This is a genomic window from Methylotuvimicrobium buryatense (genome assembly GCF_005931095.1).
GTDB classification, from domain to species: domain Bacteria; phylum Pseudomonadota; class Gammaproteobacteria; order Methylococcales; family Methylomonadaceae; genus Methylotuvimicrobium; species Methylotuvimicrobium buryatense.
Genome location: NZ_CP035467.1, coordinates 4,945,786 through 4,966,492 on the forward strand (window position 1 = coordinate 4,945,786; position 20,707 = coordinate 4,966,492).

At 48.6% G+C, this 20,707-nt stretch carries 13 protein-coding genes; 6 read left to right on the top strand and 7 right to left on the bottom strand.

Annotated features, from left to right (window positions below):
- Positions 1-24 precede the first annotated feature (24 nt).
- The 3 genes from glgP to EQU24_RS21945 form a co-directional block, all read right to left on the bottom strand.
- A complete protein-coding gene (gene glgP, locus EQU24_RS21935; RefSeq protein WP_017841517.1) occupies positions 25-2,556 on the bottom strand; it encodes an alpha-glucan family phosphorylase in 2,532 nt (843 codons plus the stop codon).
- Positions 2,557-3,249: 693 nt separating this feature from the next.
- Positions 3,250-4,590 carry a magnesium transporter gene (gene mgtE, locus EQU24_RS21940; RefSeq protein WP_017841515.1) on the bottom strand — a complete coding sequence of 447 codons (1,341 nt, stop codon included), beginning with the start codon at positions 4,588-4,590 and terminating at the stop codon, positions 3,250-3,252.
- A 469-nt stretch (positions 4,591-5,059) separates the two neighbouring features.
- Positions 5,060-5,974 carry a MerR family transcriptional regulator gene (locus EQU24_RS21945; protein ID WP_017841514.1) on the bottom strand — a complete coding sequence of 305 codons (915 nt, stop codon included), beginning with the start codon at positions 5,972-5,974 and terminating at the stop codon, positions 5,060-5,062.
- Between the two features lie 158 nt (positions 5,975-6,132).
- On the opposite strand from EQU24_RS21945, the gene EQU24_RS21950 reads away from it, so the two are divergent.
- From EQU24_RS21950 to EQU24_RS21975, 6 genes are all read left to right on the top strand, one after another.
- The gene (locus EQU24_RS21950; RefSeq protein WP_175421718.1) at positions 6,133-7,557 is read left to right on the top strand and encodes a sigma-70 family RNA polymerase sigma factor; all 1,425 of its coding nucleotides are present in this window, start codon (positions 6,133-6,135) and stop codon (positions 7,555-7,557) included.
- 90 nt (positions 7,558-7,647) lie between these two features.
- Complete coding sequence (hflK, locus tag EQU24_RS21955; RefSeq protein ID WP_017841512.1) at positions 7,648-8,808, top strand: FtsH protease activity modulator HflK; 1,161 nt, start codon at positions 7,648-7,650, stop codon at positions 8,806-8,808.
- Positions 8,805-9,671, top strand: coding sequence for a protease modulator HflC (gene hflC / locus EQU24_RS21960; protein ID WP_017841511.1), 867 nt, complete (start codon positions 8,805-8,807; stop codon positions 9,669-9,671). The genes hflK and hflC overlap by 4 nt, the downstream gene beginning before the upstream one ends.
- A 35-nt stretch (positions 9,672-9,706) precedes the next feature.
- Positions 9,707-11,605: an ATP-dependent zinc metalloprotease FtsH gene (gene ftsH, locus EQU24_RS21965; protein WP_017841510.1), complete on the top strand. Its 1,899-nt coding sequence runs from the start codon at positions 9,707-9,709 to the stop codon at positions 11,603-11,605.
- 76 nt (positions 11,606-11,681) lie between these two features.
- A complete protein-coding gene (locus tag EQU24_RS21970; protein WP_017841509.1) occupies positions 11,682-12,122 on the top strand; it encodes a hypothetical protein in 441 nt (146 codons plus the stop codon).
- Between the two features lie 52 nt (positions 12,123-12,174).
- Positions 12,175-13,086, top strand: a complete 912-nt coding sequence (locus EQU24_RS21975; RefSeq protein WP_017841508.1) for a TIGR01777 family oxidoreductase — start codon at positions 12,175-12,177, stop codon at positions 13,084-13,086.
- Between the two features lie 714 nt (positions 13,087-13,800).
- Here EQU24_RS21975 and metG read toward each other — a convergent pair.
- From metG to EQU24_RS21995, 4 genes are all read right to left on the bottom strand, one after another.
- On the bottom strand, positions 13,801-15,819 hold the full coding sequence (gene metG / locus EQU24_RS21980) for a methionine--tRNA ligase (RefSeq protein WP_026130260.1): 2,019 nt from the start codon (positions 15,817-15,819) through the stop codon (positions 13,801-13,803).
- 593 nt (positions 15,820-16,412) lie between these two features.
- Entirely contained in the window at positions 16,413-17,612 is a 1,200-nt protein-coding gene (locus EQU24_RS21985) for an efflux RND transporter periplasmic adaptor subunit (RefSeq protein WP_026130259.1), read from the bottom strand.
- Positions 17,613-17,616: 4 nt separating this feature from the next.
- The gene (locus EQU24_RS21990; protein WP_017841505.1) at positions 17,617-19,983 is read right to left on the bottom strand and encodes an ABC transporter permease; all 2,367 of its coding nucleotides are present in this window, start codon (positions 19,981-19,983) and stop codon (positions 17,617-17,619) included.
- On the bottom strand, positions 19,983-20,705 hold the full coding sequence (locus EQU24_RS21995; protein ID WP_017841504.1) for an ABC transporter ATP-binding protein: 723 nt from the start codon (positions 20,703-20,705) through the stop codon (positions 19,983-19,985). The genes EQU24_RS21990 and EQU24_RS21995 overlap by 1 nt, the downstream gene beginning before the upstream one ends.
- Positions 20,706-20,707: the final 2 nt, after the last annotated feature.

The window sequence follows — 20,707 nt, forward strand, 5'->3', positions numbered from 1 at the left end:
ACTGCAAGCGAGGCAAGATTTAATTTACCCTTGTCGCGCTTGCACCCAGTAAATCTGATTGGCTTCCAACGGCAAACTGCAATCCGGATTGCCGGGTCTAATTCTGGGCGTATAATCGCTTATCGGCCTGGTTTTCGGTATCGTCGCACTGTAGATATAACCGTTTATCGCGCCGGCCAACTCTTGTTCTATCGCCATCGAATGAATCTCAAATCGTCCTTCGCCTGAAGATTCCGCGAACAATTCCACACAAACATCTTCCTCGTTAAGCTCCCCAAGATAAACCTGCATGCTGAACGCGTAGTCCTTCTCCCGGATTTCCGTCACCACATTATCGACATGAATTTTAGCCCAAAGGTCTTCGATGCGTTTCAACCATTCGATCAGCTGCTTACCCGGCTGCATATTTCCGTCCAACCTTTTGCAATAGCTTTCGGCTAGAGGTAAATAAAACTTGGACGTATACTCCCTGACCATGCGATTGGCCGAAAAATAAGGCGTCAGCGTCGCCATGCTTTCCCGCATGATAGCTAGCCAGCGGCGCGGCAAGCCCTGTTGATCACGCTCATAAAACATCGGAACGATTTCCTGTTCGAGCAGGCGGTAAAGTATCTCGGCTTGTTCATGATCGGCTTGCTCGACCTCTTGCCCGTTCAATGACCAGCCGACTTCGGGGCGGTACGCTTCCGCCCACCAGCCGTCGAGTTCGGATAGATTCAAACCGCCGTTGACCAGAATTTTCATGCCGCTGGTCCCGCAAGCCTCCCAAGGACGTCTAGGCGTGTTGATCCAAAGGTCGACACCTTGAACCAAATATTCGGCGGTAATCATATCGTAGTCGCTCAAAAAAATTGCACGCTCCCTGATTTCAGGCCGACGGATAAATTCATGCCAAGCTCGGATTAACACTTGACCGGGCAAATCGGCCGGGTGAGCTTTACCCGAGATAACCAATTGCACCGGCCGATTGGGATTGGTTAGTATCGCGGCCAAACGATCGGGGTCGGTTAACAGCAGGTTAGGGCGCTTATAGGTTGCAAACCGGCGGGCAAAACCGATAGTCATGACATTAGGATCGAATAAGCGAAGCACCTGATCTTTACGCTCGGTTTTCGAGATATTACCCTGAACATCGAGTTCCCGACTGTACTCAGCCCGGACGAACTCGACCAAGCATTTTCGGTTTTGCGCACGCAGATTCCATAACTGTTCATTGGTGACCCGCTTGAATTGATCCGGCAAATCGCCGTATTCGCAAACCCAGCGGTTTTTACCGCACAAACCGGTCCATAATTCGTCGGCTTCCTGCGAATCCCATGCCGGAACATAGACGCCATTGGTGATATGGTCGATCGGTATTTCTTCCGCCGGCCAATTCGGAAACAAAGGGCTGAAAATACGCCGACTGACCTCGCCATGCAATCGGCTCACGCCGTTAACCGCGGCGCTTCCGTGAATAGCCAGATAAGCCATGTTGAACGATTTATCGTAGGTTTTTAAATCCGGATTGCGGCCGAGATTCAATAAAGTTTCGATATCGATATCGAGTTTTTGCGCATAATTGCCGAGCCGTTTTCCAATCAATTCCGGACTGAAACGATCGAAGCCGGCTTCGACCGGCGTATGCGTGGTAAACAGATTACCGGCCCGCGTAATGTTCAGCGCGGTTTTAAAGTCCAGCCCGGTTTCTTTCATTAAATCGCGGGCTCGCTCCAGCACTAAAAATGCCGCGTGACCCTCATTCAAATGACAAACTTCAGGCTTGATGCCTAAAGCTCTCAACACTCGCCAGCCACCGATGCCCAATAAAATTTCTTGAGCCAAACGGATTTCGAGTCCGCCGCCGTACAACTCGCTGGTAATGCAACGATCGACCGGATGATTGACCGGATCGTTACTATCCAATAGATAAAGCGTAATTCGACCGATTTGCGCTTGCCACACTCTGATCCACAATTTCGACGGGGTATTGAGTTTTATCCGGAGCCATTCGCCGTTATCCTTTCGTACAGGGCAAATCGGTAAATCGCCGGTATCGGCGTTGGGATAGAGCGCGATCTGATTGCCGTCATCGTCGAAAGCCTGACGAAAATAGCCGTTTTGATACAACAAGCCAACGCCCACGAGGGGGATGCCCAAATCATTGGCGGCTTTTAGATGATCGCCGGCCAATAAACCCAGGCCGCCGGAATAAATCGGCAAAGCTTCGCTAAGGCCGAACTCCATACTGAAATAGGCAATTTGCGCTAGCTTAGTGCTTTGTTCGAGTTCGTTCTGGTACCAACGGGGTTCGGCCAGCGAGGCACGATGCTCGGCCACGATGCTTTGCAGTTTTCGGCAAAATTCTTCATTATCGGCGAGCTCTTGCAACAAGTTTGCCGAACAGGCTTGCAACACTAGCCATGGATTACGGGATTGCTCCCATAAGGAGCTATTCAATCGATGCCAGATTTCGTCGGCCCGGTGACTCCAGGAAAAATTACAATCCAGCGCCAATTCGGATAAGCCATCCAGTTTTTGACTCAATTCGGGCGTAAAAAAACGAGGTGCGGTCATCAGCCTTCTCCTGTAAAAATACGACTATGCCCTTAGCAAACCGAGTTTCGTAATGCGATGAGCATAAAGCAGCGGCACAATATATATAATCTTAAACTCGGCAGGTCAACCATGAAGTTCATGAAGTATTTCAGGAGATTACCTAAGCAGGTTCGCCAATCTTAGGGTGTGGGGTTGCCTGTCGAGGAACGCCGTAAACCCATCCATGGAGACTTGGCAGCACCTAAGCGCCAAGGATGGCGTCTAGTAGGGCAATGCGGGAGCAATTGCCGAGGAGCAAAAACCTGTCCCGCTGCCGACATCCTCGCCAAGCACGCTCCACACCCTTTTTGATCCCCAAATTGGGAATTGCTGTGAATCTTTATGGTGAAATGCTTTTTCTAGGATAATGAGTATTGTCGCTTTGAATTATGACAGCATTGAGACGGCTCTATACCAATCTAAATTCAAATTTCGTCGTTGATTCGAGGGGCTCTACCATTTGATTATACCTTTCGCACTTCAATTTCCGGCAGTGCCTGAGGAGGCGCCTGGGTGTCCGGTCGATTTTCGCTCCTGCAAAATCGACATTCACGCCATCCATGGCGTTCATAAAGGCTTTGCCGGCATGGAGCTAGCTAGACACGGCGTCCTTTAGCGGACACCCAGGCGCCGAATTTTGATCTATGACGGGTATAGCAAAGAGCCTATTGATTATCGCAACAAAAAAACGGTCCCCAATCCCAAAAAAGCAACAAAACCGACAACATCGGTCACAGTAGTTAGGATGACCGAACCGGATAAGGCCGGGTCGATATCGAGCTTATCCAAGACCAATGGAATTACGACGCCTGCGAAAGCTGCAATGATAATATTGACGACAATCGCGGCCGCAATCACCGAACCGATAGACAGACTACCGAACCAAATGCCTGCAATTACACCGATCACTAAAGCCCATAACAAGCCATTGAGTATGCCGACGCTGACCTCTTTAATTAAAAGCGGCTTAAAATTTCCTTTGCTGATTTGACCCAATGCAATGCCTCTAATTATCAAAGTCAAGGTCTGACTACCGGCTATTCCGCCCATCGATGCGACAATCGGCATCAACACCGCTAATGCAACGATTTGCTGTAATGTACCTTCAAATAAGCCGATTGACCAAGAAGCCAAAAAAGCCGTAATCAAATTAATTCCTAACCAGGTGGCCCGGCGTTTGGAACTACGAATCACAGGAGCGAACAAGTCTTCGTCTTCATCCATACCAGCGGTTGCCATCAATTGGCTTTCATATTCTTCGCGGGTAATTTCCAAAGCCAAGCGTAACGTAATTCTGCCTAATAACAGTTGATTGGCATCGATGACCGGTAATGCGGTTAGCCCCGAATGCTCCATCTTTTCCGCTGCATCGGTTAAATAACTATCCGCTGAAACAGTAACGGGATCGTCTATACATAATTCGACCAATGGCGTAAGAGGATCCGCGGCGTACAATTTATGAACGAGAACGGTGCCGACGAAAGCACCATTACGCTGAATCAGATAAATGCAATCGGTATACTCGGGCAGGTTTTTGCGGATCAAGCGCATCGCCTGTCTAACCCTTGCTGTCCTTGGTAAAATCAATAACTCGTGATCGACATAGCGGCCGATTCGTTCATCGTCATATTGCGCCGATAACTGATAATGTTTACGCTGACTAGCATCCATATTGCCAAGCGCGGTATCTATCACCGATTCCGGCAATGTTTCCGCCAGCTCGATCAAATCCTCGGCATGTAAGCCGCTTAACAAACTCTGCAATTCCGATTCTTCGAAGCTTTCGATAATGGTCTGCCTAGGTTCGGCACGCATGGCAACCAAAACATCGACACGATCTTCGACAGGAACCTGCTGCCAACGCTCCAAACGTTGGTGCAAGGGCAGGGATTCCAACAATAATGCCAACTCGGTACTTTCCAGTTCTTCTATGGCTTGTTCAAAAACAGTTTTTTGATCTTCATTTTCAGCATCGTTAAGCCGCTCGACCAAATGACTGATTTCTTCGTTCATTGCTGCCCCCTAATTGGGTCCCTTAAACGGGACTGTGTAAACGTTAAACCAAAAAAAAGGGCCCATCCGGGCCCTTTTCATATTATTATTCGGCAACCCATTTTAAGCATATCGTTGATTATTAAATATATTTAATGCCATGTATTTCATAAAACTAACCCTACACTCCGAAATAACCACGCACAGCCTCAAGCGATAAACCATCCGCTCGGACGATATTCGGCCAAAACAACCATGCATTGGATTTGAGAAAGTAAAAAAGAATCTGAGCATCGAATCAACAATAACAGGCAATAGTCCTGTGTTAAATAAGCCTAGAATTATGAAAGCCATTTGCCGCGAATGCAATAAAAACCTCGTCTTCATGTCATTTGAACGACTGGATTAAAAAAACCTACCGTATTGATAAGAAATTAAGAACTTTTCATGCATTGAAAAGTCAGACCTTAAATCAATCGATCGAGAATCGCTAAAACGGCCGCGAGAGCGGACGACTTTGAATCAAGCGACCGATTCGATGGTAAAAGTCGTCGAGACTAGCGGTAAAAACCGACCGTTCCGGCAGTTGATTCGACTTGAACAAATACTGTGCACCGGTACCGCCGACCCATAACTGGATATCTTTCGGCAACGCCTCGGCCAGATTGTTTAAGTTTTGAACCATGGCTTGTTCAGGCGGTGTATTAGCGAGGCTCAGAACGATAACAGAAGGCTTGAGCCGGTTTCCGGCGTTTAACAAGTCTTCCCATGGCAAATCGGGGCCGATGTAATAGCATTTACAACGTTGACTAGCGGCCAACCAGCAACTCAGCAATATTCCGAATTCGTGATGCTCTCCGGTCATGGTCGCGAACATCACACCGGGATTGGTTCCGGAAAATGGCTGTTCGTGATTTACCATACTTAATACGATACGTTTAACACAGGCGGAAAACAGATGCTCTTGAGCAATGGTCAATCTACCCTCATGCCAAAGATTACCGACCTTTTCGAGGGTCGGCAACAGAACCTCTCGGGCATAACTCAGGGGATCCATTGCAATCAGCGCCCGCCTTAGCAAGTCTTCGCAGGTATCCATGCGAAATTGCAGCAAGGCATCGACGATACGCAGAAAAAACAATTCTTGATTGGCATTTGGCGGATTAGGGTTGGCGCTCAACAACTCCTGCAGTTCGTCGTTACTTAAATCCGCGATTTTGCTGATCGTAAAACCTTGCTGAGTTGCCGCCAACAGCAGCGTCAAACGCTCGACATCTTGCTGCGTGTAAAGACGCCGGCCCTTGCTATCCCTAACGGGGTTAACGGTTCCGTAGCGCCTTTCCCAAGCTCTGAGTGTTTCGGTGTTTATGCCTGTGAGTGAAGTCACGGTTTTTATTGTATACATTTATGCACAGGTTTTGTTTATGATTAATGTTTGACAAACATTGTACTCAGGAGTAATGTTTAATCCAAGCTTTAGTTGATTCAACTAAGTATTTACTCAGGGTATATAACCAGTTACCTGGTAAGGGGCAATCCACTATGACCCAAATGAACCATTCAATGCTAAACAATCAGTACCGTTCCGGCAGTTTTCGAGGTTTATACAAGGAAGCCTCCCTCGATACGGATTTTATGGATTCGTGCCGGCCGCAAATCGACACTCTAAACAACGATTCCGATGAAATCGAATCGGAACCTGTAGATGCCGACTTATTTGCGGAAACCGAAGAGTTATCCTCATCGAATAACGCAATGACATTCATGCAAAGCGGAGGCGACGAGTTGTTGATACATCAGCAAAATGCATCGGTTTTGACTGCAGAGGAATTAACCTCGCTAGCCCAACAGATGGAACAAAGTCGCTTAAACTTATCGCGTTTGATGATTTATTCGAATTCGGGACTGTCTGTTATAGCCGGCGAATTTGTTCGCGCTATCGGCGATGGCACCGACTTGTCCGAGCTTATCAGAAAAAACAATCTCGAACCTGTACAAAAGGACAATGCTGCACAGGATACCGCTAAACAGCTTGCAAGCAAGTTACTAGAGTGTTTTCAGCAAGTGATCAACGCCAAAGACAACCCGCATTCAAGCACCGCATTTACCGAATGCAAACAGTTACTGGAAGATCTTCATCTTTTACCTAATTTCCTGCAACAAATCGTCAAAGTCTTAACTTGCCGGCTCAAGGATCGAGCACTCAACGATGATGACTTAGAGTTGTTGAAATCCGCGTCGATCGAGCAACAACGAATGATTTCCGCAAGACGTGCGATGATCAGCGGCAACCTTAGGCTAGTCACTTTCATTGCACGTCAATATCACCATTCTTCGCTACCATTTACCGATTTAATTCAAGACGGGACTGTGGGTTTGATCAAGGCGGTTGACCGTTACGATTGGCGGCGATCGGTGCGCTTTTCCACTTATGCGATTTATTGGATCAAACAAAGCATCACTCGGGGCATGGTCAGACAGGAAAAAATGGTCCGCTTGCCTTACAACATTGCGGCAAAAGCGGCCGCGGTGTTCGAAACGATGAACGATTATCTGGTCAAACACAACCAATGGCCGACCAATAAAACACTTGCCGAAATCTGCGCCTTGCCTGAAGAGGAAATCAAAGCCATCGTCAATAATTATCAACCGACCATTTCGCTTGATAACAATATTAATGATGATGAGGATTTACCGGCAATCGTCGATTCGATGGAGCAGAACCATTTTCCGCAACCGATCAGTATATTGGCTAATTCGGCATTGAAAAACTGCTTGAGGAAGGCTATCGAAACCCTACCTGAGCGAGAAGCCGACATTATCAATTGCCGTTTCGGGCTCGATAGCGATACCGAAATGACGCTGCAAGACATTGCCGACCGTATGTCGTTAACACGTGAACGGGTCAGGCAAATTCAGAACAGCGCACTATTGAAATTAAAAAATAAATTCAGCAGCGATTTAGTCGATTTTCTCGAACCCGGCTAAAACAAGCGATTAATTCGACATTGCACCGAACAATAAAAAGGTCGGATAAAAAATAAACCGGCCTTAACGCACGAGTATCAGGAGTCCGCTATGACCTGGAACAATAAAAATAATGACCCGAAGGAATTAGGTGAAAATCCCAAATCCGATTGGGAAGCTCAATTCGAAAATATATGGCGCGGCATCAATAAAAAGCCCAAAAATTTTCTTAACCGCCACTCCAAACCGATCTTTGCTTACTCTAGCGCCGCGCTGTTAATTGCCTGGGCTGGCAGTGGCGTTTACATCGTAGACCAAGGCAATCGAGGCGTGGAAACCCGATTCGGCGCCTATCAAGCCACTACGATGCCTGGCCCGCATTGGCATTTGCCCTTTCCAATAGAAGATGTGTCTATCGTCAACGTCGAACAACAACGCTTCATTGAAATCGGCTATAAAACCGGAGGCCGTCAACTCGGAAGCGGATCGGACTTACCCGAATCGCTGATGCTAACCAGGGATGAAAACATTATCAGCGTTAGGTTAGCCATTCAATATCAAATCAAAGATGCCAGGGATTATTTATTCAACGTCAAAAATGCCGAAGCCACGCTTAAGCAAGTGACCGAAAGTATCGAGCGGGGCGTAATCGGCAAGAATAATATGGACTTCATCCTAACCGAAGGCCGCAGTCAAATTGCCACGGCAATCAAAGATCAGGTGCAGGAAGCGATGGATCAATATCAAACCGGTCTTCGCATCGCCAGCGTCAACTTACAGGATGCCCAGCCTCCCGAGGAAGTTCAAAATGCCTTCGAGGATGCAATCCGGGCACGAGAGGATAAACAAAGGCTAATTAACGAAGCCGAAGCTTATGCCAACGAAGTGATTCCTAAAGCTCGAGGTGCAGCGGCAAGATTGATTCAGGAGGCTGAAGCCTATGAAGCTCAAGTGGTCGCTAGAGCAACCGGCGAGACGCAACGCTTCGATCAATTACTGGTCGAATACGAGAAAGCGCCCAGAATAACCCGCAAACGTTTGTATCTTGAAGCTAAAGAAAAGTTATACAGCAATACCAATAAAGTGATTGTAGCGGTTGAAAACGGGAATAATATGTTCTACATGCCGATCGATTCGATGCACAAAAATGGCGATCAAAATGTCGGTACTCCTAACCTAAATTCGATTGCGCAAATCGAAAAGGCCGCACAAACCGATGCCCGAAAACCCGTGCATGCTTCAACAATCCGTTCCAGCAGGAGCAGACTATGAATTCGTTACCTAAACAATTATTAGTTCCCATCGGTTTATCGGTGCTTATTCTTGGTTATATGTCGGTGTTTTATGTTGGCGAAAGTGAAAAAGCGATCAAATTTCGCTTGGGCGAAATTGTCGAATCCGATTATCGGCCGGGCCTTCATTTCAAAATGCCCTTGATCAATAATACCAGCGCGTTCGATGCGCGAATCCAAACCCTTAATGCCAAATCGGAACGTTTCCTGACTTCGGAAAAGAAAAATGTGATTGTCGATTCTTTTGCCAAATGGAAAATTGGCGATGTCGGCCTGTTTTATACAACAGTCAGCGGCGATTCTTATCAAGCCAACCTTCGACTCGATCAAATTATGAAAGATGCGATGCGCGGCGAATTCGGCTTAAGAACGATCAAAGACTTGGTTTCCGAGGATAGAGGCAATTTACGCAAGGTGTTGATGGAAAAATTAAGCCCGGTCGCTGAACAATACGGCATCGAATTAGTCGATATCCGCATCAAGCGCATCGATCTGCCGGACGAAGTCAGCAGCTCGGTATTCCGGAGAATGGAAGCCGAGCGTGAAAGAGTTGCCCGGGAATTCCGCTCACAAGGCGCGGAACTTGCAGAACAAATTAGCGCGCAGGCCGATAAGGAGCGCGATATTATTTTGGCTAATGCGTATCGAGAAGCCGAACAAATACGAGGACGCGGCGATGCCAAGTCGGCCGAGATCTATGCGGTCAGCCATGGCAAAAATGAAGAGTTTTATGCATTCCACCGAAGCTTGAACGCCTATCAAAAATCGTTCGAAAATACCCAGGATACTCTGTTACTGGAACCGAAATCGGATTTCTTCAGGTATTTTTCGAAAGAAGAATGATATCCTCATACATCTCTAAAGAGGAGAAAATTTAAATGAAATCAAATGCACTTAAAATCGTCATCTGGATAGCGGTGGGGCTTACGCTATTCACGGCATTTAGCCGAATGGGCCCGCAAAACGACAGTAACTATGCCTTGTCATACTCTGACTTTATTGAAGACATACGCGCCGGCGTGGTTGCTGAAGTCACGATCAACGGCGAGGAAATCAATGGTCGTCGTCGTAATGGGGAAAGGTTCATGACCTATAACCCAAATGATGCCAAAATGATCGACGAATTATTGGAATACGGCGTCAAAATCAAAGTTGCTTCGCCGCCGAAACAATCGATGCTGATGCAGATCTTTATCTCATGGGCACCGATGTTACTGCTGATCGCAGTCTGGGTTTATTTCTTCCGCAAACAGCAAGGCGGCGGCATGGGCGGCCAGATGAATTTCGGTAAAAGCAAGGCCAAATTGCTCGAGGAAAACCAAATCAAGGTTAAATTCACCGATGTCGCCGGCGTCGAAGAAGCCAAGGAAGACGTCGTCGAAATGGTCGATTTTCTGAGAGACCCCGCCAAATACGAATTCCTCGGCGGCCAGATACCGCGGGGCGTATTGATGGTCGGTCCTCCGGGAACCGGTAAAACGCTGCTGGCTCGGGCCATTGCAGGCGAAGCGGGTGTACCGTTCTTCTCGATATCCGGTTCGGATTTCGTCGAAATGTTCGTCGGCGTCGGTGCTTCTCGCGTTCGCGATATGTTCGAACAAGCCAAGAAACGCGCGCCGTGCATCATCTTCATCGACGAAATCGATGCGGTCGGCCGTCATCGCGGCAACGGAATGGGCGGCGGTAATGACGAGCGCGAACAAACCCTAAACCAATTGCTTGTCGAAATGGACGGCTTCAACGGCAACGAAGGCATCATCGTCATCGCTGCGACCAACCGTGCTGATGTGCTCGATAAAGCCTTGCTGAGACCGGGCCGATTCGACCGTCAAGTCACTGTCGGCTTACCCGATATCAAAGGTCGCGAACAAATACTCAGCGTCCATATCAAAAAAGTACCGCAAGCCGCCGATGTCAACATCAACGATCTGGCCCGAGGCACGCCCGGCTTTTCCGGTGCGGAACTCGCGAATCTGATCAACGAAGCGGCTTTATTCGCGGCGCGTAAAAACAAACGCGAAGTGAACATGGAAGATCTCGATAAAGCCCGCGACAAAATGCTTATGGGCGCCGAAAGAAGAAGCATGATGATGCGCGAAGAAGATAAGTTGATGACCGCCTATCATGAAGCCGGTCATGCCATCGTCGGTCGCATCGTACCGGAACACGATCCGGTCTACAAAGTCAGTATCATGCCCCGTGGTGGTGCATTAGGCATCACGATGTTCCTACCGGAACGGGATTCCTACAGCGCCAGCCGGGATAAACTGGAAAGCCAAATCGCCAGCTTATTCGGCGGTCGGGTTGCCGAGGAAATCATATACGGCAAAAACAAAGTGACAACCGGCGCTTCCAATGACATCGAGCGCGCCACACAATTGGCCCGCAACATGGTGACTAAATGGGGACTCTCCGATCGCCTCGGCCCTATGGATTACGGCCCGGATCAGAATCAAGGCTATTTCGGACCGCAAAATAAAGCGATGTCCGAGCAAATGGCTCGATTGATCGACGATGAGATTCGCTCGCTGGTCGACAAAAACTATGAGCGCGCCAAACAGATTCTTACCGAGCGCATGGAAATCTTACATAACATGGCGGAAGCATTAATGCAGTGGGAAACCATCGATAAGTTTCAAATCGATGAACTGATGAAAGGCAAAAAAATTGCCCCGCCGGTACCGGAAGATGATGATAAGGACGAACAGCCCCCCGTCGTCGTAACACCTGACACAACGAGCGGCGGTAACATCGGTCAAAGCGGTCTGGCAACCTAGCCGCTGTCAACGTCCTCCTCTATAAAGTCCTCCTGTTTCGGTTCTTTCAGGAGGACTTCTTTTTCAGGATAATTTCATGAATAGTTTTGCAATAAAAGGCTTAACTAGCTTCAAATATGCCTTGGAAGCTAATTATTATGTCTCGCTGGCCGTCAGTGTCGCAGCAGCAACCCTATCCTTTACGAATGACCAAACGTTTTTCGAGCTCAATAGCGATCTTTACGGTCCTTTGAGCAACAACATCAAAATCATGATGATTTATATTGTACTAGCGGAATTATCGATGTTCGCCTATTGTTTCATGAAGCAAAGCTATAAAGAATTGACAGCCGCCGGTCTTTTTTTGATTTTGTTAAGTGGAGCTCTCGAATTTTATGGTCGCGTCAATCAAATTCCGATCGATCATACTTATCGACTGTTTTTTCTCTATGCCGGTCTTTCACACATTGCTTATGGTTTACTATCATTCCTACCCGTAAAACAGGAACACGACGGTCAACATGTCGAGGAATCCTGATAAGCAAACCCGCTAAATCTGTTGTTGCCACTCTCACTACGGAGCCCGAGTCATGAACATATTACTAACAGGCGGCACCGGTTTTATCGGCACCCTTTTGACCAGACAGTTAAGCGGTCAAGGTCACCAGCTGACGGTACTTAGCCGGAATCCCGAACGTGTTCAGTCAATTTGCGGACCCGACACAAAAAGCCTGGGCAGCCTCGACGACATCACACCGGACCAACGATTCGACGCGGTCATTAATCTGGCCGGCGCGCCCATATTCGATAAACGATGGACCGAAGCGCAAAAACGTATTATCTGGGATAGCCGCGTCTTGTTGACGGATCGTTTGTTTGAAACGCTGGAAGGATTGGCCGTAAAACCGGAAGTCTTGATAAGCGGTTCGGCGATTGGCTATTACGGCAATCAAGGCGACACGGTTCTCGATGAAGAGACGCCCGCCAAAGACGATTTTTCACATCGATTATGTTTGGCCTGGGAAAACAGCGCGCTGCAAGCCGAACAACTCGATATCCGAGTTTGTTTAATACGAACCGGTTTGGTTATAGGTCACGAAGGGGGACTGCTACAACGTATGCTCTTACCCTTCAAGCTTGGCCTGGGCGGTCGAATCGGCGCCGGCACCCAATGGATGTCTTGGATACATAGGCAAGATTGGATCAACGTCGCCTGCGCCATGTTGAACGACGACTCAATGCGCGGCCCTTACAATGCTACCGCACCAAACCCCGTCACCAATCGCGAGTTCACCGAAACGTTAGCCGCCTGTTTGAAACGTCCTGCCTTACTGCCGATTCCCGCTTGGGCTTTGAAGCTACTGCTCGGTGAAATGTCGGAACTAGTACTTGGCAGCCAACGCGTTATGCCATTAAGACTCATTAATGAACTTGGCTTCAGTTTTGAATATAACGACTTGCAATCGGCGCTAACCGAGGCCTTGTCATCACACAGTGATTGATGACTCCCTTTTTATCGAGAAGCCGTCTAAGAATTACTAATCGTAGATGAAAATTCGGCTGAAATTTGAAGTGCGAAAGGTATAAGAAGTTATTTAAATGGCTCATTATTCCTACGCAAATCACTACTAAGCAGGACGGGGTTACAACCCATGGGCATCAAGCTAATAACGGCCAACCCGCACCACGCTCTTTCCCAAGCTCCAGCGCTCATCGTTATACATAAGTCAAAAATTACCCTTTTGCAACCTTAACCAATGAGACCTCGATACCATTTATTGCGACTTAACACTTTCGGCCTCGAGATCGCGATCAGGGGATCGCTCCCACAGAGCGTCCGCCGCTCTCTGTGGGAGCGACGCCTTCGTCGCGACTATCGAAGCCAGTAACGCTCAAACACCAATAGCCTTTCCGGACAACACAACAATTTAGCGCTCGGTCGCTACTTTTTGCACAATTATACCCTTTACTAGTCAAATTTCGGCGTCGGGGTCCCCGATAAAGGCTTTGCCAGCATGGAGCTGGCATAGAGACTACATGGACGTATTCACGGCGTCCTTTAGCGGACACCCAGGCGCCGAAATTTGATCTGCGACGGGTATATCCATCCACTGCTGTGTGTCGGGCAATTTTTTTGCCTGACTATACCGGGCTTTCAAGCCAAGTGATTGTTCGCTATCAGAAATGGTGGGCTTGCCCGCATTCTTTGAACTCTGTCACTTGACGCGCATGCCGGGCAGGGCTCCTTGATCCGGACTCAGCAACCAAATGTCTTTACCACCGGGCCCGGCCGCAAGCACCATGCCTTCGGATAGGCCGAAACGCATTTTCCTCGGTTTTAAATTGGCGACGACCAGTGTCAATTTGCCGACCAAATCTTCCGGCGCGTAGGCCGATTTAATACCGGCAAAGATATTGCGTGTTTCATCGCCGATATCGACGGTCAGTTGCAACAACTTGTCCGCGCCTTCGACATGTTCGGCTTTAACGATGCGCGCGATGCGAAGATCCAGTTTTGCGAAATCATCGAACTCGATAGCCTCGGCGATCGGCTCGAAGCGCTTCGGTTTCGGCTCCTCGGTTTTTTGCAGGTTTTCCTTTGAGGCTTCGACCACCGCAGCGATCTTGTCCGGATCGACCCGAGTCATCAACGGCCGAAACACGTCAATCTGATGATCGAGCAACGGCTCGGCTTTATCCGGCCAGGCCTCCGGTTCCAGGTTCAAAAAAATCTCGGCTTGATGCGCCATCGCCGGCACGACCGGTTTTAAATAGACGATCAGTAATCTAAACAAGTTGATGCCCATCGAGCAGACCTCATGCAGCTCCACGTCGCGACCTTCCTCCTTCGCGATCAGCCAGGGTTTTTTCTCGTCGATATACTGATTGGCGCGATCTGCGAGCGCCATGATTTCACGCATTGCCTTACCGAATTCGCGCGTTTCATAACAACGTGCAATGCCTTCATTAGCCTCGATGAAATAATCGAACAGGTCCGGCTCCGAACAATGTTTCGAGAGCATACCGTCGAAACGTTTATGAATAAAACCGGCGCAACGGCTGGCGATATTGACGACTTTACCGACTAGGTCGGAATTGACGCGCTGGGTAAAATCGTCGAAGTTTAAATCGATATCGTCGACGCCGGAACCGAGTTTCGCGGCAAAATAATAACGCAGATATTCCGGGTTCAGGTGGTCGAGATAGGTGCGCGCTTTAATGAAAGTGCCGCGCGATTTGGACATCTTCTCGCCGTTCACGGTCAAAAAGCCATGCGCGAAGATTGCGCTCGGCATCCTAAAGCCTGACCCCTTCAACATTGCCGGCCAGAACAGTGCATGAAAATAGATGATGTCCTTGCCGATGAAATGATAAAGTTCGGCATCGCTTTCCTCGGCCCAGAAATCGTCGAAATTCAAGTCTTCCTCGCGCCCGCACAGATTTTTGAAACTAGCCATGTATCCAATCGGCGCATCGAGCCAGACATAAAAATATTTGCCCGGCGCGTCCGGGATTTCGAAGCCGAAATACGGCGCGTCACGCGAGATATCCCATTCCTGCAGACCGTTTTCGAGCCATTCGTTCATTTTGTTGCTAACTTCAGGCTGCAAATGGCCTTCGGCTATCCATTCCCGCAACATGTTCTCGAAATCCGGTAATTTGAAGAAATAATGCAGCGATTCTTTTTCAATCGGTTTTTCGCCGGAAACGACCGACACGGCATTTTTCAATTCGGTCGGCGAATAGGTCGCGCCGCACGCCTCACAGCTGTCACCGTACTGGTCCTTTGCGCCGCATTTCGGACAATCGCCCTTAATGAATCGGTCTGGTAAAAACATGTTTTTGACCGGATCGAATGCCTGCGTGATGTTACGCGATGAGATATGCCCACCCTCGCGCAAACGTCTATAGATCAACTCGGCGAGCGACTTGTTTTCTTCAGAGTGCGTACTATGAAAATTGTCGAACTCGACGCCGAACTCGGTAAAGTCGGCCAAATGCTCTTCGGCGGAGCGGGCGATTAATTGTTCAGGCGTAATGCCTTCGCTGTCGGCCCTAAGCATGATCGGCGTACCGTGCGTATCGTCGGCACAAACGAAATAGCATTGCTGATGCCGTTGTTTCTGAAACCGTACCCAAATATCGGTTTGAATATATTCGACCATGTGTCCTAAATGAATCGGACCATTGGCATAAGGCAGGGCACTGGTAACAAGAATTTTTCTGTCTGACATGGCTTAACCGGCGAAAATATGATGGAAACAAACGCGCTATTATGGCATAAAACCACATTTTATTGGGACTCGCTAAACAACGATAACCGATTCTTACCCATGTATTGACTTTCAAGATCCTGGATGGATGAAAAACGGAGAAGGGCAGGCTTTTACTGTGAAAGTTCGCAATTCCTCTGGTGAAGCAGAGCGTAGGAATAAGAAATATGAAAAACAATGTCGGTTCCGAAGCATAAGTATCTACACATCTTTATCTTTTAATATCATGCTGTTATAAAGTTTCTTCTGGTTTTTTATGAAGATAGGGACTAAAAATTGAAGTTTTTAGTCTACTTTTTTATCCTAGATAACAGAAAAATTAACTTAACTAATTGTTCTATAAAGCTGAAAACTTGTGTAGATACCTATGGTTCCGAAGAGGGTGCGGTTGCTCGATCGGCAGGCGTCGGCGGCAAGGACAGCCGCCGTCGAGCCTACAGGGACGTATTTACGGCGTCCTGTCGGGCGAGTGACCGTACCCTCCCCACCAGAGAACTTTCATTTGCCGGGGCGATGGCTAGACCTTCATGAACGTTATTTTGAAACACGCTGCCTTAAGAACCAAATGACGCAACGCGCGTGCCTTCGTCTATCGCATCATCGGGATGGTCGATTACCTTCTCGCCGAGTACGAGCCCTTCTAAAATTTCGGTTAATAAGCCATTACTCTGGCCTGTCCGTACCGATCGCAATCGAGCACGCCCATTTTCAACAACAAATACGGCCCTGCCGTCGTTGTGACGGAATAATGCATTACTGGCAACGGTCAGTGCTTCTGGTTGTTCCCAAACGATGAATTTTGCTTCCACTCGGTAACCGTCGCCTAAGCGCCGCCAGATTTCAGCGGCAGAACGAATGTCCGCGACGACCACTACACGCTGCTCTTCGACTCCTAGCGCACTGACTTTAGTAAAGCCCGTCGGCTTAATGATCCGCACGATGCCTTCGAGTATGTCATTGCCTCCCCAACGCTCCAATAATACACGCCCACCGGGTTCGATGCGTATCGCATCATGAGATAACACCTCAACTTCGATTTCCAGATTATGCGTATCGCCGACTTCCAACAACAAGTGTCCGGCAGGCACTACGCCAGCGCTTTTCTGTTCGATGTTTAAAACGCGTCCACCGATAGGCGAGCGCACTTGTACGGTTTCAACCGGCTTTGAAGTATCCGCTACAGCCGAATAACGAAGCGCCGCTTGCGCAGCCTCTAAGTCGAAACGGGCCACCTCGATTGCCGAATTAGCCGCTTGCGCTGCGGCTTTCAAAGCCAACATACGACTGCGTGCTTGGTCGAATTCCGAACGCGATATTAAACTACGCGTCATCAATTCTTCGCGGCGGCGAAATTCTACCGAGGCATGTTCGGCCTCGGCACGGGCTTGTCTGGCTGAAGCCTTGACACGCGCTAAGGCTGAGCGTGCCGCGGCAACTCGTGCTTCCGCTTCCGCTCGGCTGCGGGGGTCCAATACTGTCGGCGGCAAGGGATCAATCAAGGCCAGCGGTTGACCTAGCTCGACAACATCGCCAACTTCCAGATCGATGCGTCTAAGGTAACCCGCCACTGGCGCATAAAGCATGTAACGGTCTTTAACTCGTGTTTTGCCTTCTTCTTCTATAGTAATCCGCAACGGCCTGCGCGCAACGATGCTCGTTTCGACCAATACCGGTCTAGGCCAGAAACCCCATGCAATCGCCAGTATAACAAGCGCCATTAGTGCCGATATCCCTACAAAACGTCCTGACGGCATTAGTTTACTCCCGTGTTTTTAATACTTCGATAAGATCGAGACGACTCAACTGCCGCCAAATCAACGCAGCAGTCACTGCAAAAGAAATCAAAACGATGGAAGCCGCTAAAGCATAAGTCGACGGAACTACGATCATCGGAATGCGGTAAAGATCCGATGAAAATGACTTTGCAATGTAACTCGACAGACCGATTCCAACCAGAAAACCGGGAGGAATGGCCGCTAGGGTCAGCAAGCCTATTTCACCCAGCAAGATGTAACCGACTTCGGCGCGGGTAAAACCCAATACTCGTAACGAGGCTAGCTCCCGACTTCGTTCCGAAAATGCGATACGGGCCGAATTATACACGACGCCAAAAGCGACAAAGGCGCCCAGCAGGGCAGTGATAAAGGAAAACCATAGAATCGTTTTTTCCATCATTTCATTGAACTGTTCGATTGCCGTATCGCGAACGATGGTTCCAGCAACGCGCGGCATGTCTCGGAGTTGGTGATAGAGGTTGATTTGATATTCGGGATCCACAGACAATTGCACACCGGAAATCGCGGGGCCTTCATGCATCAAACGGTTGAGTGTCGAGCGATTCATATATGCGTTGACACCAAGATATTGCCGCGAAGTACCTACGACAGGGACCTTAAATACAGACCTATTGCCCTCGAGAACTTCAATCGTCAGTAATTGACCGGGTGCGATTTGGAGAATCTCCGTTGCCAGGTAGTCGGACAATATAATTCCTTCCTGGGGAATATCGATAGCCTCAAGCGATGGGTTCAATATCCTATGGAGTTTCCCGCCGGGTTCTATGCCGTCGACTTTAAAACGGTAGCTGCGATGACCATGTACCAAACGAGCGGAAACGGAGCGGAAACCTTCAATATTATTTACTCCCTCTAATGCTCCTAACGAATAGAGCGCACGGTACGGTGTCGGATCATTGAACATGACGGTTAAATCTTCACGGCTACTCAAGCCATACTGCACTTCGATAATCCAATTGATTGCATCCCGTTGAAAATTAGTCATCATCAAAATACCGCATGCGGCTGCGATACCCAATATCGTTAATCCTGCCTTGACGGGCTGCCGCGCGATGTGGCGAATTATCATACGCGACGGTTCGTCAAGATGCTTTTGTAAACCGATACGCTCGATAAGCGTAGCTCGATAGTTTAGAGGCGGTTCCGGTCGCATACCTTCTGCGGGTGGAAGTTGAGCGGCTCGCCGAACGGCAAAGGCCGTACCTGCCAGCGCTGCAAATAGAGTGACGAGCACGGCTTGCGACATGACGGCAGGATTCAATATGAAATGAAGATAGGGAAAACTATAAAGCTGTTGATACATGCTGCATAAGGCGTCTGCAAACCAAAGCCCGAGTGCGACTCCTAACACTATCCCAAAAGATGTTATGCTTATAATCAATTTGACATAGTGCATGGCAATTTGCGACGTTGCATAACCGAATGCCTTCAGTGTCGCAATTTGTTCACGCTCTGTGGACACCAATCGACTGATGACGATATTCAATAGAAACGTCGCCACGCTCAAAAAAATCACTGGAAAAATGGTTGCCATGATTTCAAGGGCATGCAATTCATCGGTAATGAATCGATGGCTGAACTGATCTTTACGACTGTAAGCGCCTAACCCGCCATAACGAGCAAGAATAAGATCGATTCCATCAATAACATCGCGCTCGAATGCACCCGACTGAAGCGAAAAAACTACATTGTTGAAAGCGCCATCCATATTGTAGGCTGTAGCAAGCGCCTTACGGTTCATCCATAAAATGCCGTAACGTTGATAATCCGGAAATAGTCCTCCCGGTGGAATCGCATACATATACTCAGGCGTTAAAACAATGCCGACAATATTAAGACGTTTGCGATGTCCTCGGATAATTACCGCGATACGATCACCCGGCTTTAAACGATGCGCATCGGCAAAGGCTTCGCTAATCGCCACTTCGTTTCCGGCACCCGCCACCGGCAATCGTCCGCGCCGCACATATGGCACATTGAGCCGAGGCGCACCAAAATCGGGTAATGAAACGATGCGGCCGGTAATGGGATCGTCGAAACCTTCTACCTGGATATTGATAGCCGCCACGACGCGAGTTTCGACTTGGTTGATGCCCGGCAATTCCGCAAAACGCTCCGCCGCTGCTTCGGGAGCCCGTACCAAACTTACGAATACTTCGGCGAAACGCTGATTAATGTAGTAACTCGTTTGAGTTAATTTTAGCGATTCGTAGGTAACCCGCGACATTATAAAAGTCGAAATACCTCCGATGATGACCAGAGATATCGCCAAGGTCATACCGCGCATTAGCCAGAGATCGCGTAGTAATTTGCGGTTGAGCGCCCGCATTACCAGCTCAGTTCCGACGGCGATTTTCGCGCTTGATTAAAGTCGGATCCTATAATTTGACCATCGGCTAACCGAATCACATGATGCGCCATTTCTGCAATGACTATGTTGTGGGTGATAACCACTGTGGTGGTGCCGAGTTCACGATTTGCGCGCTCGAGCGCTTCCAAAACGACGATTCCGGTCGATGAGTCGAGCGCGCCGGTCGGCTCGTCGCACAATAATACAGACGGATTTTTAGCAATGGCCCGAGCGATTGCAACCCGCTGTTGTTCTCCGCCGGAAAGTTGGGCCGGGAAATGATCCAACCGTTTACCCATGCCGACAAGCTCGAGCGCATCTTCCGGTGTCATCGGTTGCGAAGCAATTTCGGTGACCGCGGCAACGTTTTCACGCGCGGGTAGGCTCGGGATTAAATTGTAAAACTGAAATACAAAGCCGACATGGTCTCGACGAAATGCGGTCAACTCTCTCTCATTGACGACGGTAAGATCTTTATCACTGTATAGCACATGGCCGGAAGTCGCGGTATCCAAACCGCCTAGAATATTCAAGAGCGTAGATTTGCCACTGCCCGAGGCGCCGAGTAATACGGCAAATTGGCCTCTATACAGATCAAGATCGACATTGCGCAATGCGACAACTTCAACTTCTCCCATGCGATAAATTTTGGTGAGTCCGCGAGCCTGAAAAACAATTGACGATTGTTTGACTATACCCATCG

Coding starts and splice junctions, on each gene's coding strand:
- glgP (WP_017841517.1), bottom strand. CDS start 2,556: ATGACCGCACCTCGTTTTTTTACGCCCGAATTGAGTCAAAAACTGGAT.
- mgtE (WP_017841515.1), bottom strand. CDS start 4,590: ATGAACGAAGAAATCAGTCATTTGGTCGAGCGGCTTAACGATGCTGAA.
- EQU24_RS21945 (WP_017841514.1), bottom strand. CDS start 5,974: ATGTATACAATAAAAACCGTGACTTCACTCACAGGCATAAACACCGAA.
- EQU24_RS21950 (WP_175421718.1), top strand. CDS start 6,133: ATGCTAAACAATCAGTACCGTTCCGGCAGTTTTCGAGGTTTATACAAG.
- hflK (WP_017841512.1), top strand. CDS start 7,648: ATGACCTGGAACAATAAAAATAATGACCCGAAGGAATTAGGTGAAAAT.
- hflC (WP_017841511.1), top strand. CDS start 8,805: ATGAATTCGTTACCTAAACAATTATTAGTTCCCATCGGTTTATCGGTG.
- ftsH (WP_017841510.1), top strand. CDS start 9,707: ATGAAATCAAATGCACTTAAAATCGTCATCTGGATAGCGGTGGGGCTT.
- EQU24_RS21970 (WP_017841509.1), top strand. CDS start 11,682: ATGAATAGTTTTGCAATAAAAGGCTTAACTAGCTTCAAATATGCCTTG.
- EQU24_RS21975 (WP_017841508.1), top strand. CDS start 12,175: ATGAACATATTACTAACAGGCGGCACCGGTTTTATCGGCACCCTTTTG.
- metG (WP_026130260.1), bottom strand. CDS start 15,819: ATGTCAGACAGAAAAATTCTTGTTACCAGTGCCCTGCCTTATGCCAAT.
- EQU24_RS21985 (WP_026130259.1), bottom strand. CDS start 17,612: ATGCCGTCAGGACGTTTTGTAGGGATATCGGCACTAATGGCGCTTGTT.
- EQU24_RS21990 (WP_017841505.1), bottom strand. CDS start 19,983: ATGCGGGCGCTCAACCGCAAATTACTACGCGATCTCTGGCTAATGCGC.
- EQU24_RS21995 (WP_017841504.1), bottom strand. CDS start 20,705: ATGGGTATAGTCAAACAATCGTCAATTGTTTTTCAGGCTCGCGGACTC.